The sequence below is a fragment of the Enterobacter sp. kpr-6 genome (assembly GCF_900116015.1).
Taxonomy (GTDB): Bacteria; Pseudomonadota; Gammaproteobacteria; order Enterobacterales; family Enterobacteriaceae; genus Enterobacter_D.
The window spans coordinates 503,003-518,346 of sequence record NZ_FOYH01000003.1 but is presented as its reverse complement, the minus strand read 5'-3'; the positions used below and the strand labels follow the sequence as shown (position 1 = coordinate 518,346).

At 53.8% G+C, this 15,344-nt stretch carries 16 protein-coding genes; 9 read left to right on the top strand and 7 right to left on the bottom strand.

From position 1 onward, the window contains the following. Positions 1-5: 5 nt before the first annotated feature. Both BM373_RS11420 and BM373_RS11415 read right to left on the bottom strand, forming a co-directional pair. Positions 6-824: a DUF72 domain-containing protein gene (locus BM373_RS11420; protein ID WP_090461552.1), complete on the bottom strand. Its 819-nt coding sequence runs from the start codon at positions 822-824 to the stop codon at positions 6-8. Then, complete coding sequence (locus BM373_RS11415; RefSeq protein ID WP_090461551.1) at positions 821-1,387, bottom strand: hydrolase; 567 nt, start codon at positions 1,385-1,387, stop codon at positions 821-823. Before BM373_RS11415 ends, BM373_RS11420 begins: the two co-directional genes overlap by 4 nt. Positions 1,388-1,640: 253 nt before the next feature. On the opposite strand from BM373_RS11415, the gene aspS reads away from it, so the two are divergent. Genes aspS through ruvC form a run of 4 tightly spaced genes read left to right on the top strand, consistent with a single transcriptional unit; the run spans position 1,641 to position 5,188 of the window. After that, complete coding sequence (gene aspS / locus BM373_RS11410; protein WP_090461550.1) at positions 1,641-3,419, top strand: aspartate--tRNA ligase; 1,779 nt, start codon at positions 1,641-1,643, stop codon at positions 3,417-3,419. A gap of 1 nt (position 3,420) precedes the next feature. Next, a complete protein-coding gene (gene nudB, locus BM373_RS11405; protein ID WP_090461549.1) occupies positions 3,421-3,864 on the top strand; it encodes a dihydroneopterin triphosphate diphosphatase in 444 nt (147 codons plus the stop codon). Between the two features lie 25 nt (positions 3,865-3,889). Then, positions 3,890-4,633 carry a YebC/PmpR family DNA-binding transcriptional regulator gene (locus BM373_RS11400; RefSeq protein WP_090461548.1) on the top strand — a complete coding sequence of 248 codons (744 nt, stop codon included), beginning with the start codon at positions 3,890-3,892 and terminating at the stop codon, positions 4,631-4,633. A 33-nt stretch (positions 4,634-4,666) separates the two neighbouring features. Beyond that, positions 4,667-5,188, top strand: coding sequence for a crossover junction endodeoxyribonuclease RuvC (ruvC, locus tag BM373_RS11395; RefSeq protein ID WP_090461547.1), 522 nt, complete (start codon positions 4,667-4,669; stop codon positions 5,186-5,188). A 2-nt stretch (positions 5,189-5,190) separates the two neighbouring features. On the opposite strand, the gene BM373_RS11390 is transcribed toward ruvC, so the two are convergent. Next, the gene (locus BM373_RS11390; RefSeq protein WP_090461620.1) at positions 5,191-5,805 is read right to left on the bottom strand and encodes a YebB family permuted papain-like enzyme; all 615 of its coding nucleotides are present in this window, start codon (positions 5,803-5,805) and stop codon (positions 5,191-5,193) included. Between the two features lie 314 nt (positions 5,806-6,119). Between BM373_RS11390 and ruvA the strand changes: the two genes are divergently transcribed. Continuing rightward, positions 6,120-6,731, top strand: coding sequence for a Holliday junction branch migration protein RuvA (ruvA, locus tag BM373_RS11385; RefSeq protein WP_090461546.1), 612 nt, complete (start codon positions 6,120-6,122; stop codon positions 6,729-6,731). A gap of 8 nt (positions 6,732-6,739) precedes the next feature. Next, a complete protein-coding gene (gene ruvB, locus BM373_RS11380) occupies positions 6,740-7,750 on the top strand; it encodes a Holliday junction branch migration DNA helicase RuvB (protein WP_090461545.1) in 1,011 nt (336 codons plus the stop codon). A gap of 106 nt (positions 7,751-7,856) precedes the next feature. Here ruvB and znuB read toward each other — a convergent pair whose 3' ends face one another. Beyond that, positions 7,857-8,642 carry a zinc ABC transporter permease subunit ZnuB gene (gene znuB, locus BM373_RS11375; RefSeq protein ID WP_090461544.1) on the bottom strand — a complete coding sequence of 262 codons (786 nt, stop codon included), beginning with the start codon at positions 8,640-8,642 and terminating at the stop codon, positions 7,857-7,859. Next, a complete protein-coding gene (gene znuC / locus BM373_RS11370) occupies positions 8,639-9,394 on the bottom strand; it encodes a zinc ABC transporter ATP-binding protein ZnuC (RefSeq protein WP_090461543.1) in 756 nt (251 codons plus the stop codon). The genes znuB and znuC overlap by 4 nt, the downstream gene beginning before the upstream one ends. Before the next feature lie 78 nt (positions 9,395-9,472). On the opposite strand from znuC, the gene znuA reads away from it, so the two are divergent. The 3 genes from znuA to lpxM all read left to right on the top strand — a co-directional run bounded on the left by znuA (position 9,473) and on the right by lpxM (position 12,837). Beyond that, complete coding sequence (znuA, locus tag BM373_RS11365; RefSeq protein WP_143102649.1) at positions 9,473-10,417, top strand: zinc ABC transporter substrate-binding protein ZnuA; 945 nt, start codon at positions 9,473-9,475, stop codon at positions 10,415-10,417. 15 nt (positions 10,418-10,432) lie between these two features. Then, positions 10,433-11,755 (top strand): murein DD-endopeptidase MepM, encoded by a 1,323-nt coding sequence (gene mepM / locus BM373_RS11360; RefSeq protein WP_090461542.1) that lies wholly within the window; start codon positions 10,433-10,435, stop codon positions 11,753-11,755. Positions 11,756-11,865: 110 nt separating this feature from the next. Next, on the top strand, positions 11,866-12,837 hold the full coding sequence (gene lpxM / locus BM373_RS11355) for a lauroyl-Kdo(2)-lipid IV(A) myristoyltransferase (protein ID WP_090461541.1): 972 nt from the start codon (positions 11,866-11,868) through the stop codon (positions 12,835-12,837). A 51-nt stretch (positions 12,838-12,888) separates the two neighbouring features. Here the strand turns inward: lpxM and pyk are convergent, their stop codons facing one another. Next, positions 12,889-14,331: a pyruvate kinase gene (pyk, locus tag BM373_RS11350; protein WP_090461540.1), complete on the bottom strand. Its 1,443-nt coding sequence runs from the start codon at positions 14,329-14,331 to the stop codon at positions 12,889-12,891. 119 nt (positions 14,332-14,450) lie between these two features. Next, entirely contained in the window at positions 14,451-15,326 is an 876-nt protein-coding gene (locus BM373_RS11345) for a MurR/RpiR family transcriptional regulator (RefSeq protein WP_090461618.1), read from the bottom strand. Positions 15,327-15,344: the final 18 nt, after the last annotated feature.

Below are 15,344 nucleotides of genomic sequence, written 5' to 3'. Positions count from 1 at the left end.
CTGCTTCAGAAAAGAGAGGTTTGTTGTGGAACAGACGGGGCGGGGCCGATTGACGGGATAGCCGACTGCAATGAGGGCCAGAGTGTGGCAACCAGTTCCAGCGCCTGACCGATATCCGGCGTGTGCAAAAACAGAAACGGCGTGGTGCGCTGCTCCCACTCCGGCAGTTTTTTCAGCCAGACATCAAACAGTGCGGTGTTTTGGGCCATGTTGTCGCTACCGATAAACCGCACCATTGGATGTTGCGCCGTGGTGATGGCATGGACATGCACCTTCGGTTTTTTACGCTGGGCGTCGATGATGGCCTGATTGTGCGGGATCGCGCTGTGCACCGGGCGACTGTCGAGGATCACCCGGTTAATGCCGCGCGCGTGCAGGCCCCGGTTAAGCTGCGTTTCCGCCTCGCCTTTGCTAAAGAACGCCTGATGGCGGACTTCCACGCCATAAGTGAATTCGCGCGGCAGGGAATCGAGAAACGCCCACAGCGCCGGGAGATCGCGCGGGCCAAAGGCTGCCGGAAGCTGGAGCCAGTATTGTCCGATGCGATCGGCAAGCGGCGAGAGGCGGGTAAAAAACTCCTGCGTTAATTCATCGCAATCACGCAGGGCCGCCTGATGGGAAATCGTCTGCGGGAATTTAAAACAGAAGCGAAAATCATCGTTGGTCTGATCCCGCCAGCGATGGACGATTTCGGCTTTCGGCAGGGCGTACAGCGTGGTGTTGCCCTCCACGCAGTTAAAATGACGCGCGTAATCCTCCAGCCCCTGGATGCCCAGTCGCGCCCATTTGGAGTGCGACCATTGCGGCAGCCCGATATAGATCATAACGCGGCCAGCACCTCTTCAGTGCTGCGCACCCGGCCAATGCGCGGGAAGATATGCGTCATTGAACTCTGATGTTGTTCCACACTCGCCGCACTACAGGCGTCTTCCACAACCAGCAGGTTGAAGCCCAGTTCCCACGCGTTACGCGCGGTGGATTCCACGCCAATGTTGGTGGAGATCCCGCAGAGAACGATGGTTTCAATACCCCGGCGGCGAAGCTGCAACTCCAGATCCGTACCGTAAAATGCGCCCCATTGACGTTTGGTCACTTCCAGATCGCTGTCGCGCTTACCTAACGCCACCGGATAGTGCCACCAGTTTTGCGGCAAGGCCTGCGCCGGGACGGGGGCGTCTACTGGCTGTTTCAGCGCTTCAGCGAAGTCATTTGACCAGCCCACGCGCACCATCACCACCGGGGCGTGATGTGCGCGAAACTTTTCGGCAAGCCGTGCGGCGCGTGCGACCACGTCGGACGCCGTATGCGGTCCGCCCGCAAAGGGCAGGATACCTTCCTGCAAATCGATAATGACCAGCGCCGTTTTTGCAGCATTAAGTTCCAGCATACTAACTCCAGATAAATGAATGGCTTCGCGTCATACCATACCCGGTTAAAAGCCCACTTCGGCTCACAAAATTTGTTAATTTTTGTGAGATTAGCGGTTAACCGCTGCGCAATCACGCATCCATGCGGTCTGGCTCTTATCGCCAGGCAGAATTTCCATTATAATAGCCCCCTTTTTTCATCCAGTAGTGACATTCAGCTAAGGCTGCGACAGTTTCGCCAGACCGGCCTGCGGCTAAGTTAAGGGATATCTCATGCGTACAGAATATTGCGGACAGCTTCGTTCGTCTCACGAGGGGCAGCAGGTGACGCTGTGTGGTTGGGTTAACCGTCGTCGTGATCTTGGTAGCCTGATCTTTATCGATATGCGCGACCGCGAAGGTATCGTGCAGGTGTTTTTCGATCCGGATCGTGCGGACGTGTTAAAGCTGGCCTCCGAACTGCGTAATGAGTTCTGCATTCAAATTACCGGCACCGTGCGCCGTCGTGACGACAAAAATATCAACAGCGACATGGCGACCGGCGAAATCGAAGTGCTGGCCTCCGACCTTGTGATCATTAACCGCTCGGATTCTCTGCCGCTCGACTCCAATCACGTCAACACCGAAGAAGCGCGCCTCAAATATCGCTATCTGGATCTGCGTCGCCCGGAAATGGCAAACCGCCTGAAAACGCGCGCTAAAATTACCAGCTTCGTGCGCCGCTTTATGGACGATCACGGGTTCCTCGATATTGAAACCCCGATGCTGACCAAAGCCACGCCGGAAGGCGCGCGCGACTATTTAGTGCCTTCACGCGTTCACAAAGGCAAATTCTATGCTCTGCCGCAGTCACCTCAGTTGTTCAAACAATTGCTGATGATGTCCGGCTTTGACCGTTACTACCAGATTGTGAAGTGTTTCCGCGACGAAGATCTGCGCGCTGACCGTCAGCCTGAATTTACCCAGATCGACGTTGAGACGTCCTTCATGACCGCACCGCAAGTGCGTGAAGTGATGGAAGCGCTGATCCGCCAGCTGTGGCTGGAAATTAAAGGCGTGGATCTCGGCGACTTCCCGCAGATGACCTTTGCCGAAGCTGAACGCCGTTACGGTTCCGATAAACCGGATCTGCGTAACCCGATGGAACTGGTGGACGTTGCCGATCTGCTTAAATCGGTCGAGTTTGCGGTCTTCGCAGGCCCGGCGAACGATCCGAAAGGTCGCGTGGCTGCTCTGCGTGTACCGGGTGGTGCTGCTCTTAGCCGTAAACAGATCGATGATTACGGCAACTTTATTAAGATTTACGGCGCGAAAGGTCTGGCTTACATCAAAGTGACCGAGCGTGCGAAAGGCCTGGAAGGTATCACCAGCCCGGTGGCGAAATTCCTCAACGCTGAGATTGTTGAAGACGTGCTGGCCCGTACCGGTGCGCAAGATGGCGATATGATCTTCTTCGGCGCGGACAACAAGAAAGTGGTTGCCGACTCCATGGGCGCGCTGCGCCTCAAACTGGGTAAAGATCTGAATCTCACCGATGAGTCCAAATGGGCACCGCTGTGGGTTATCGACTTCCCGATGTTTGAAGAAGACGGTGAAGGCGGTCTGACCGCGATGCACCATCCGTTCACCGCGCCAAGCAATATGACGCCGGAAGAACTGAAAGCAGCCCCGGAAACGGCCATTGCTAACGCCTACGATATGGTCATCAACGGCTACGAAGTGGGTGGCGGTTCTGTGCGTATTCACCGTGGTGAAATGCAGCAGACCGTGTTTGGCATCCTCGGCATTAACGAGCAGGAACAGCGCGAGAAATTCGGCTTCCTGTTAGACGCCCTGAAGTACGGTACGCCGCCGCACGCGGGCCTGGCCTTTGGTCTGGATCGCCTGACCATGCTGTTAACCGGCACCGATAACATCCGTGACGTGATCGCTTTCCCGAAAACCACCGCTGCCGCCTGTCTGATGACCGAAGCCCCGAGCTTTGGTAACGACGCAGCCCTGGCGGAACTCGGTATTCAGGTGATCAAAAAAGAGTCCGCGGAGAATAAATAATATGCCCTTCAAGCGCCCGATTTCGGTACTGGTTGTGATTTATGCAGCAGACACGAAACGGGTGCTGATGTTGCAGCGACGCGACGATCCCGATTTCTGGCAGTCGGTTACCGGCAGCCTTGAAGAGGGGGAAACCGCGTTGCAGGCCGCCATGCGCGAAGTAAAGGAAGAGGTCGTGATTGACGTTGCTGCGGAGCAACTGACCTTAATCGACTGTCAGCGCACGGTGGATTTTGAAATCTTTACGCATTTACGTCATCGCTATGCGCCGGGTATTGAGCGCAATACGGAATCCTGGTTCTGTCTTGCGCTGCCCCATGAGCGGCAGATTGTGTTTACTGAACATCTGACCTACCGCTGGCTTGATGCACCCACTGCGGCTGCATTGACCAAATCGTGGAGTAACCGGCAGGCGATTGAAGAATTTGTAATTAACGCCGCCTGAAAGGCGATGCTTTGGAGATAAATTTATGGCAGGTCACAGTAAATGGGCCAACACCAAACACCGCAAAGCGGCACAGGATGCCAAACGCGGTAAAATCTTTACCAAAATTATTCGCGAGCTGGTCACCGCGGCCCGTCTGGGCGGCGGCGATGCAGGGTCAAACCCGCGTCTGCGTGCGGCAGTGGATAAAGCGTTGTCCAATAACATGACCCGCGACACCTTAAACCGCGCAATTGCGCGTGGTGTCGGTGGTGATGAAGACAACAACATGGAAACCATCATTTATGAAGGTTACGGTCCTGGCGGCACGGCGGTGATGGTGGAATGTCTTTCCGATAACCGTAACCGTACCGTGGCAGAAGTCCGTCACGCCTTCAACAAATGTGGCGGTAACCTGGGCACCGACGGTTCTGTGGCCTATCTGTTCAGCAAAAAAGGCGTGATTTCCTTTGAAGCGGGCGATGAAGACACCATTATGGAAGCGGCGCTGGAAGCTGGTGCTGAAGACGTGATGACCTTTGATGACGGTGCTATCGACGTGTACACCGCCTGGGAAGAAATGGGTGCGGTGAAAGATGCACTGGAAGCGGCAGGCCTGAAAGCAGACTCCGCTGAAGTTTCCATGATCCCGTCCACCAAAGCGGACATGGATGCAGAAACTGCACCGAAACTGCTGCGTCTCATCGACATGCTCGAAGACTGCGACGATGTGCAGGAAGTCTACCATAACGGCGAGATCTCTGATGAGGTTGCGGCTACCTTAGAATGATGTGGCCAGCATCCATAACCGCGGAGGCGCGTGATGTCGATTATCCTCGGGATTGACCCCGGCTCACGCATCACCGGTTATGGCGTTATTCGTCAGGTCGGCAGGCAATTGACCTACCTGGGCAGTGGCTGTATTCGCACGAAGGTTGACGATTTACCGTCGCGTCTGAAATTGATTTATGCAGGCGTAACGGAAATTATTACCCAGTTCCAGCCCGATTTTTTCGCCATTGAGCAGGTCTTTATGGCGAAAAATGCGGATTCCGCGCTCAAGCTCGGTCAGGCGCGTGGTGTGGCGATTGTGGCTGCTGTGAATCAGGACTTACCGGTCTTCGAATACGCGGCGCGTCAGGTCAAACAGACCGTCGTGGGCACTGGCAGTGCGGAAAAAAGCCAGGTGCAGCACATGGTGCGCACCTTGCTGAAATTGCCCGCTAACCCGCAGGCCGATGCCGCCGATGCGCTGGCGATTGCCATTACGCATTGCCACATCAGCCAGAACGCGATGCAAATGAGCGAATCGCGGCTCAATCTGGCGCGAGGCCGGTTGCGCTGAGATCAGACTCCTTCAGCCTGTGAGTTTTTCACAGGCTGCTTCCTCTCCTCAGAAACGTTGCTATAAATTAACGACAAATTCTCATCATGGAACAAGCTGGCGGGCGTCACGGTCGTTCTTGCCCAGGGAATAGAACCTAAAAACCAAAGTTTCCAGAAATTCAGTTTCGCATCAGGATTGCTTTTTAAAAGCTCATCAAAGGTTTCCAGTTTTCCAACGTTAATTAATAACGCATGCTTATAAATATCAAAAACAAACTTTGAACAAAACTGGCGTGCTGAGTCGTATTTAAATCCAGTGTGATAAATCTTATTAAGCCGGGCAGGGACTTCATCCAGTAACCGCTCTTTTTGTTCCACGGTCAGACCCGGCGTTAATCGTTTAACGGCATAGTGCTGATTTGTTGAACGCCTGATAAACCGGTCAAGCGTTGTCGTAGACGAAAGCGGCACCCGGCTTTCTGCAACAATGTAATCCATGCCGTCATGCCCGATGATCATCCCAACATGGTTGCTCCAGCATCGTGAGGCTTCGGATATCTGACCAAAAAGTCTTGCGCCAATCGAAGTAAAAACAATATCGCCAACTTCATAACTCACCGGATAATATTTACGCATTTTATCACTCCACTCCATGGGTTTGCGCCTGATGGCAGACTGAATATTGCGCAAAAGTGTAATGTAAAAAACGGCAAAAAAATAATACTCACGATGAATGCAAATAATCAGGATCATAAAAAAATAACATCAATTCATACTATGAATAATTTCCCCGCTTGCTGCAGACAGTGATTATCCGCAGCGTTATTATGATTTGCCTGCCCGCATAATCGCAGAGCATCGTCTTTTTTTGCATTCATGGCTGGATATTTATCCAGCCTTCTCGGTATCATACGGCATTAGATTTTTCGCCATTAACGCAGGAGCGCGATGTGATAGGCAGACTCAGAGGCATTATTCTTGAAAAACAGCCCCCGCTGGTACTGCTTGAAACGGGCGGTGTAGGCTATGAAGTTCATATGCCAATGACCTGTTTCTATGAACTGCCTGATGCAGGACAGGAAGCTATCGTCTTTACGCATTTTGTTGTGCGCGAAGATGCGCAGTTACTGTATGGCTTTAATAACAAACAGGAACGTACCCTGTTTAAAGAACTGATTAAAACCAATGGCGTGGGGCCGAAGCTGGCGCTGGCGATCCTCTCTGGCATGTCGGCGCAGCAGTTTGTGAATGCCGTTGAGCGTGAAGAGCTGGCGGCGCTGGTTAAACTTCCCGGCATTGGTAAAAAAACCGCTGAGCGTCTGATTGTCGAGATGAAAGACCGCTTTAAAGGTCTGCATGGCGATCTGTTTACGCCAGCCGCCGATCTGGTGTTGACCTCCCCGGCAAGTCAGGCGACCGACGATGCTGAGCAGGAAGCGGTTGCCGCGCTGGTGGCGCTGGGCTATAAACCTCAGGAAGCCAGCCGGATGATCAGCAAAATCGCCCGTCCGGATGCCAGCAGTGAAACCCTAATCCGTGAAGCGCTTCGCGCGGCGATGTGAGGTAAAGGATGATTGAAGCAGACCGTCTCGTCTCGGCTGAAAGCGTCATGCCCGATGATGTGGTGGATCGGGCTATCCGCCCGAAATTACTGGATGAGTACATCGGACAGCCGCAGGTGCGCTCTCAAATGGAAATCTTCATCCAGGCCGCCAAACTGCGTGGCGACGCGCTCGATCACCTGTTGATTTTCGGCCCGCCGGGTCTCGGTAAAACCACCCTGGCGAATATCGTTGCGAATGAAATGGGCGTTAATCTGCGTACCACTTCTGGTCCGGTACTCGAAAAAGCAGGCGATCTGGCCGCCATGCTCACCAACCTTGAACCGCACGACGTGCTGTTTATTGATGAGATCCACCGCCTGTCGCCCGTAGTGGAAGAAGTGCTCTATCCGGCAATGGAAGATTACCAGCTCGACATTATGATTGGTGAAGGGCCGGCGGCGCGTTCCATTAAAATCGATTTGCCGCCGTTTACGCTTATCGGCGCGACCACGCGCGCGGGGTCATTAACCTCACCACTTCGTGACCGCTTTGGCATAGTGCAGCGCCTGGAATTTTATCAGGTGGCGGATTTGCAGCATATCGTTGGCCGCAGCGCCCGTTTTATGGGCCTTGAGATGAGCGAAGAGGGCGCATATGAAGTCGCTAAACGCTCGCGCGGTACGCCGCGTATCGCTAATCGCCTGCTGCGCCGCGTGCGTGATTTTGCCGACGTGAAGCATGACGGCACTATCTCACTGGATATCGCGGCACAGGCACTGGATATGCTTAATGTGGATGCGCAAGGATTTGACTATATGGACCGCAAGCTGCTGCTGGCGGTCATTGATAAATTCTTTGGTGGCCCGGTCGGGCTGGATAACCTGGCGGCAGCTATCGGCGAAGAGCGTGAAACCATTGAGGATGTGCTGGAGCCTTATCTGATCCAACAGGGCTTTTTACAACGTACCCCGCGTGGACGCATGGCAACGATAAGGGCCTGGGATCACTTCGGGATCACGCCGCCCGCGATGCCTTAAGTGTTACCCCTCACCCTAACCCTCTCCCAATGGGAGAGGGGACAGATCGGGTACGGACTCGCCTTTCCCCCTCTCCCTTCGGGAGAGGGCGGGGTGAGGGGGAGAATTACGTCGCCGCCTTCTTCATCATACTCAGAATAAACAGCGCAGCCGCGCACAGCACTACTGACGGTCCGGCGGGCGTGTCATAAAATGCCGAAAACGTTAATCCGCCGGTCACGGCAATCGCACCAATACCGACTGCAATCCCCGCCATCTGTTCAGGTGTACGGGCGAAGCGGCGGGCAGTAGCGGCCGGGATAATCAGCAGTGACGTGATAATCAACGCGCCGACAAATTTCATCGCCACGCCAATGGTTAACGCCGTAACCAGCATCAGCAGCAGTTTAACGCGCTGCAACTTCACCCCATCCACAAACGCCAGGTCCGGGCTGATGGTCATAGAGAGCAAATTGCGCCACTGCCAGAGCAAAATCGAAATGACCAGCGCCACGCCAATAGCGATAGAAATTAAATCTTCCGGCGTCACCGCCAGCAGATCGCCAAACAGATAGGCCATCAGATCGACACGGATGTTAGACATCAGACTAACTACCACAAGGCCCAGCGACAGCGCGCTGTGCGCCATGATCCCAAGCAGTGTATCAATGGCGAGGTGAGGGCGTTTTTCCAGCCAGACAAGACCGGCGGCGAGAAGCAGCGTCACGACGATCACCGCATAAAACGGATTCACATCCAGCAGCAGACCAAATGCCACGCCTAACAGTGAAGCATGTGCCAGCGTATCGCCAAAATAGGACATCCGACGCCAAACAACGAACGAACCCAAAGGGCCAGCCGCGCAGGCCAGCATAATACCGGCCAGCCAGCCGGGCAGTAATAATTCAATCATGAGTGTCCATTTCTCCGGCGTAAAACGATACGGCCCTGTAAATCATGGCGATGGTTATGGTTGTGACGGTAAATCCCAAGTTGTTCCGCACCGCGTGGGCCAAACATCGAAATAAATTCCGGGTGCATGGACACCACTTCCGGCGTGCCGGAGCAGCAAATATGGTGATTCAGGCAAAGCACTTCATCGGTTTTTGCCATCACCAGGTGCAGATCGTGTGACACCATTAGCACCGCGCAGTCGAGTTCACGCCGCAACTGGTCGATCAGATCGTAAAGCGCAACCTGTCCGTTCACATCCACTCCCTGGGTTGGCTCATCAAGCACCAGCAGTTGCGGGCGATTGAGCAGGGCACGGGCCAGAAGAACGCGCTGCGTTTCGCCGCCGGAAAGTTTTTGCATGGGGGCATCAATAAGATGTCCTGCCTGAACGCGTTTGAGCGCAGGCAAAATATCCTCTTTACGCGTGCCCGGACGCAGACGCATAAAGCGGCTGACCGTCAAAGGCAGCGTGGCATCAAGATGAATTTTTTGCGGCACATAGCCAATACGCAACTGACGGTCACGCTTGATTGTGCCGGAATCCGCAGCTACCAGGCCTAATACCACGCGCACCAGCGTGGATTTTCCGGCACCGTTTGGCCCAAGCAGCGTTAAAATTTTTCCGGGCTTCAGTTCAAGCGAAATGTCAGACAGGACGCGGCGTTGACCAAAGGAGACCGATACTTTTTCCAGTGAAACTAAATTTGTCATAGCGTTTAAGGGCTTGCACAAGTGATGAAATGTTATATTATCACATTTCACCTATCCATTACGATGATAAGTTGCATTATGTTACATAAAAATACGCTTCTTTGCGCAGCACTTTCCGCTGCATTATGGGGTAGTGCCATGACCGGTGCTAACGCTGCTGTAGTCGCTTCTTTAAAGCCTGTCGGCTTCATTGCATCGGCCCTTACTGATGGTGTCACTACGACAGAAGTATTACTGCCCGATGGGGCTTCTGAGCATGATTACGCATTGCGCCCGTCCGATGTAAAACGCTTAAAAAGCGCGGACTTAGTGGTCTGGATTGGGCCGGATATGGAAGCGTTCATGCAAAAGGCCGTCTCCACGCTCCCGGAACAGAAACAGGTCATCATGGCTACGCTTCCTGGCGTGAAGCCGTTACTGATGAAAGGCGCGGAACACGACGAAGATGAGCACGACGATCACGATCACGATCATGAAAATGGTGACGCTCATCACCATCATGGCGACTACAACATGCACATTTGGCTTTCGCCAGAAGTGGCGCGCCTGACCGCGGTTGCAATCCATCAAAAATTAGTAGAAGTTATGCCCCAAAGTCGAGCCAAACTTGACGCCAACCTGAAAGATTTCGAGGCCAGTCTGGCCAAAACCGATGCTCAGGTAGGTAACGAGCTGGCACCGCTCAAGGGTAAAGGATATTTCGTTTTTCATGACGCCTATGGCTATTACGAAAAACACTACGGTCTGACTCCGCTCGGCCATTTCACCGTTAACCCTGAGATTCAACCTGGTGCGCAGCGTTTACATGAAATCAGAACACAGTTGGTTGAGCAAAAAGCAACCTGCGTTTTTGCTGAGCCACAATTCAGGCCGGCCGTCGTTGAAGCTGTTGCGAGAGGCACCCAGGTTCGCATGGGCACGCTGGATCCGCTAGGAACCAGTATCAAGTTGAGCAAAGAGAGCTATCCGCAGTTCCTTACTCAACTCGCAAACCAGTATTCGAGCTGCCTGAAAGGAGATTAACGAGGAAGTGAATACGTGCAACAGATAGCTCGTGCGGTTAGCCTGGCATTTAATAACCTGCCACGACCCCATCGCGTCATGCTGGGGTCGCTTACTGTTCTCACATTAGCGGTCGCCGTCTGGCGACCCTATGTTTACCACCCCGAAACAGCCCCCATTGTTAAAACGATCGAACTGGAAAAGAACGAAATTCGTTCTTTATTGCCCGAAGCCAGTGAACCTATCGATCAGGCTATGCCAGATGAAGTGGAAGACATTCCGCAGGATGAGCTGGATGACAAAACAGCCAATGAAACCGGCGTCCACGAATACGTGGTTTCCACCGGCGATACCTTAAGCAGCATTCTGAATCAGTACGGCATCGATATGGGCGATATCAGCCAGCTCGCTTCTGCCGATAAAGAGCTGCGTAATCTCAAAATCGGTCAGCAGATTTCCTGGACCTTAACCGATTCAGGCGAATTGCAGCGCATGACTTGGGAAATGTCGCGCCGCGAAACCCGTACCTATGACCGCGTTGATAACGGCTTCAAAATGAGCAGCGAAATCCAGAAAGGTGACTGGGTCAATGCCATGATGAAAGGCACCGTAGGCGGCAGTTTCGTTTCCAGCGCCAAAGAAGCCGGGTTAACCAGCGCCGAAGTCAGCGCGGTGATCAAGGCCATGCAGTGGCAGATGGATTTCCGCAAGCTGAAAAAAGGCGATGAATTCTCGGTGCTGATGTCCCGTGAAATGCTCGACGGCAAGCGCGAACAGAGCCAGTTGCTGGGCGTACGTTTACGTTCAGACGGCAAAGATTATTACGCTATCCGCGCGGAAGACGGCAAGTTTTACGATCGTAATGGCACCGGACTGGCGAAAGGCTTTATGCGTTTCCCGACCTCCAAACAGTTCCGCGTTTCATCAAACTTCAATCCGCGTCGCCTGAACCCGGTGACCGGACGCGTTGCGCCGCATAAAGGCGTCGATTTCGCGATGCCGCAGGGTACACCGGTACTGTCCGTCGGTGATGGTGAAGTGGTCATGGCGAAACGTAGCGGCGCTGCCGGTTACTACGTAGCGGTTCGTCATGGTCGTACTTATACCACCCGTTACATGCACCTGCGTAAGCTGTTAGTGAAGCCGGGTCAGAAAGTTAAACGTGGCGATCGTATTGCACTCTCCGGCAATACCGGGCGCTCCACGGGCCCGCATCTGCACTATGAAGTGTGGATCAACCAGCAGGCGGTTAACCCTCTGACGGCGAAGCTGCCAAGAACAGAAGGGCTGACCGGTTCGGATCGCCGCGATTACCTGGCGCAGGTGAAAGAAGTTCTGCCGCAGCTTCGGTTCGATTAAGAAGCATGCGATTAAAGCCGGTGCTGAATCAGCATCGGCTTTTTCTTTTGTGCACATACCCGTGCCTCGCTACACTAATCCATTATCTTTTTTGCAGCCCTGGACGATGCATGGAACCAAAAAAAAATAACAACGAATACCTCCCCGAATTCGAGACGGAGTTTCTTTATCCGCGCTACTGGGGCGCATGGCTCGGGGTGCTGGCATTTGCTGGCGTGGCGATGATCCCACCTTCCGTGCGCGATCCTCTGCTGGCGAAGCTCGGACGCTTTGGCGGACGGTTAGGTAAAAGCGCCCGACGTCGTGCACAAATTAACCTGCTTTACTGTTTTGCCGATAAGAGCGATGCAGAGCGTGAAGCGATCGTTGACGAAATGTTTGCTACTGCGCCACAGGCGATGGTGCTGATGGCTGAGCTGGCGATACGCGGTCCTGAGAAAGTCCTGCCGCGCATAGAGTGGCAGGGGCAGGAGATCATCGATGAAATGCGCGCCAACAATGAGAAAGTCATTTTCCTCGTGCCGCATGGCTGGGCGGTCGATATTCCGGCAATGCTGATGGCTTCTCAGGGACAGCCCATGGCGGCGATGTTCCACAATCAGGGCAACAAAGTTTTCGATTACGTCTGGAATACCGTCCGCCGCCGTTTTGGGGGACGTTTACACGCGCGTAATGATGGGATTAAACCTTTTATTCAGTCCGTGCGTCAGGGCTACTGGGGATACTATTTGCCCGACCAGGATCATGGCGCGGAACACAGTGAATTTGTCGATTTCTTTACGACTTACAAAGCCACCCTTCCGGCGATTGGCCGACTGATGAAAGTCTGCCGCGCGCGCGTGGTGCCGTTGTTTCCGGTGTATGACAGCCGTACGCATCGTCTGACCATTCAGGTGCGCCCGCCGATGGACGATCTGATGACCGCCGATGACAACACCATCGCTCGTCGCATGAATGAAGAAGTGGAGATTTTTGTCCGCCCGCGTCCCGAGCAGTACACCTGGATTTTAAAGCTGCTTAAAACCCGCAAACCAGGTGACAAAGAGCCGTACAAGCGTAAAGAGTTGTTCCCGAAGAAGTAAAACGCGTTGAATTTGCCCGGCAACCTTGCGCTGCCGGGCAAACGGAGGGGATTACTCGACGGTCAAAATACGCGTGGTATTGGTGGTGCCCACGGTACTCATCACATCGCCCTGAGTCACAATCACCAGATCGCCAGACACCAGATAACCTTTATCGCGCAGCAGGTTTACCGCTTCGTTAGCCGCCACAACACCATCGGAATGACTGTCGAAATGCACCGGCGTAACGCCACGATACAGCGCCGTCAGGTTCAGCGTGCGTTCATGACGGGACATGGCGAAAATCGGCAGGCCAGAGGAGATACGGGAGGTCATCAGCGCAGTACGACCCGATTCGGTCATGCTGATAATCGCCGTCACGCCTTTTAAGTGGTTCGCGGCATACATTGCAGACATCGCAATCGCTTCTTCCACGTTATCAAACTGAATGTCCAGACGGTGCTTGGACACGTTGATGCTTGGGATCTTTTCCGCACCCAGACAGACGCGCGCCATGGCCGCAACGGTTTCAGCCGGATACTGGCCTGCAGCCGTTTCCGCAGAGAGCATCACCGCATCGGTACCATCCAGCACGGCGTTTGCCACGTCCATGACTTCGGCGCGGGTCGGCATTGGGTTGGTGATCATCGATTCCATCATCTGGGTGGCGGTGATCACCGCACGGTTTAGCTGACGGGCGCGACGGATCAGTGCCTTCTGGATCCCAACCAGTTCCGGGTCACCGATTTCAACGCCCAGATCGCCACGCGCGACCATGACTACGTCGGACGCCAGAATTACGTCATCCATCGCATCCTGGCTGCAAACGGCTTCCGCACGCTCTACTTTGGCAACGATTTTGGCATCACAACCGGCATCGCGCGCCAGGCGGCGGGCGTAGTTCAGATCTTCGCCGCAGCGCGGGAAGGAGACGGCCAGGTAATCCACGCCGATTTGTGCGGCGGTCAGAATGTCGGCTTTGTCTTTATCGGTCAGCGCTTCGGCAGATAAGCCACCGCCCAGTTTGTTGATGCCTTTATTGTTCGACAGCGGCCCACCAACGGTCACTTCGGTGAACACTTTCATGCCCTGAACTTCGAGGACTTTAAGCTGCACGCGGCCATCATCGAGCAGCAGGATATCGCCCGGCACGACATCGGCAGGCAAACCTTTGTAGTCAATACCGACGCGCTCTTTATCGCCTTCACCTTTGCCCAGATTTGCGTCCAGCAGGAATTTATCGCCGATGTTGAGGAAAACTTTGCCTTCTTTGAAGGTAGAAACACGGATTTTAGGGCCCTGTAAGTCACCCAGAATCGCAACATGACGTCCCAGTTTTGCCGCAATTTCGCGCACTTTATCGGCACGTAATTTGTGATCTTCGGGTGTGCCGTGGGAGAAATTCATACGAACCACGTTAGCGCCAGCAGCAATAATTTTCTCAAGATTGTTATCGCGGTCGGTGGCCGGACCCAGGGTGGTTACGATTTTGGTTCTGCGAAGCCTTCTGGACATGTATTACTCCGTTAACTGATACAACCAGGTGTTGCGTGAACATGAATTCGGTCGTTCGCTGCGTCGGAACGGCAAATAAAGAACTTAACCGAATGAGGTAATAAGTTACAACTTTGTTATTAACTTTTAATATCTTCGCCCCGAATTTGGAGCTCCTTATCAAAGCGCGATTCTTTGAGTGCTTCTTTGACTCGCTTCAAGTTATCTCTGAATTTTGTGCCCCGGCGCAGGGTAAAACCCGTTGCCAGCACATCAATGACCGTCAACTGCGCCAGCCGCGAAACCATGGGCATATAAATGTCAGTATCTTCCGGTACGTCAAGCGTGATGGCAAGGGTGGCTTCCCGCGCCAGCGGCGTACCCGCTGAGGTAATGGCGATCACCAGTGCGTCGCTTTCACGCGCCAGTTGTGCCAGCTCAACCTGACTCTTGGTGCGACCGGTGTGAGAAATCAGAACGACCACGTCATCTTCGCTGCAATTCATACAGCTCATACGTTGCAAAACGATATCGTCGGTGTAAACCACCGGCACATTGAAGCGAAAGAATTTGTTCATCGCGTCGTGGGCAACTGCGGCGGACGAACCCAGCCCGAAAAAGGCAATTTTCTTTGCCTGGGTTAGTAAATCCACCGCGCGGTTGACCGCGGACATATCCAGCGACTGCCTGACGTGATCGAGCGTGGCCATCGCAGACTCAAAAATTTTGCCGGTATAGGCTTCAACGCTGTCATCTTCATCAACGTTGCGATTAACATAAGGTGTGCCATTCGCCAGACTTTGCGCCAGATGTAGCTTAAAATCAGGGAATCCTCGTGTATCGAGGCTGCGACAGAACCGGTTGACCGTGGGTTCACTGACGCCTGCGTCGAGGGCCAGCGTGGCAATGCTGCAATGGATTGCCCGATCGGGGGAGGCGAGGATAATCTCCGCGACTTTACGTTCTGATTTGCTAAGGTGTTCCAGTTGAGACTGGATTTTTTCCAGCATATTCATGTTTGATGGGGCGCTCAT

Bases quoted from the DNA above. Each gene is read 5' to 3' on its own strand.
- BM373_RS11400 (WP_090461548.1), top strand. From the start codon at position 3,890: ATGGCAGGTCACAGTAAATGGGCCAACACCAAACACCGCAAAGCGGCA.
- znuB (WP_090461544.1), bottom strand. From the start codon at position 8,642: ATGATTGAATTATTACTGCCCGGCTGGCTGGCCGGTATTATGCTGGCC.
- BM373_RS11390 (WP_090461620.1), bottom strand. From the start codon at position 5,805: ATGCGTAAATATTATCCGGTGAGTTATGAAGTTGGCGATATTGTTTTT.
- BM373_RS11415 (WP_090461551.1), bottom strand. From the start codon at position 1,387: ATGCTGGAACTTAATGCTGCAAAAACGGCGCTGGTCATTATCGATTTG.
- ruvB (WP_090461545.1), top strand. From the start codon at position 6,740: ATGATTGAAGCAGACCGTCTCGTCTCGGCTGAAAGCGTCATGCCCGAT.
- znuA (WP_143102649.1), top strand. From the start codon at position 9,473: ATGTTACATAAAAATACGCTTCTTTGCGCAGCACTTTCCGCTGCATTA.
- znuC (WP_090461543.1), bottom strand. From the start codon at position 9,394: ATGACAAATTTAGTTTCACTGGAAAAAGTATCGGTCTCCTTTGGTCAA.
- aspS (WP_090461550.1), top strand. From the start codon at position 1,641: ATGCGTACAGAATATTGCGGACAGCTTCGTTCGTCTCACGAGGGGCAG.
- ruvC (WP_090461547.1), top strand. From the start codon at position 4,667: ATGTCGATTATCCTCGGGATTGACCCCGGCTCACGCATCACCGGTTAT.
- lpxM (WP_090461541.1), top strand. From the start codon at position 11,866: ATGGAACCAAAAAAAAATAACAACGAATACCTCCCCGAATTCGAGACG.
- pyk (WP_090461540.1), bottom strand. From the start codon at position 14,331: ATGTCCAGAAGGCTTCGCAGAACCAAAATCGTAACCACCCTGGGTCCG.
- BM373_RS11420 (WP_090461552.1), bottom strand. From the start codon at position 824: ATGATCTATATCGGGCTGCCGCAATGGTCGCACTCCAAATGGGCGCGA.
- BM373_RS11345 (WP_090461618.1), bottom strand. From the start codon at position 15,326: ATGAATATGCTGGAAAAAATCCAGTCTCAACTGGAACACCTTAGCAAA.
- nudB (WP_090461549.1), top strand. From the start codon at position 3,421: ATGCCCTTCAAGCGCCCGATTTCGGTACTGGTTGTGATTTATGCAGCA.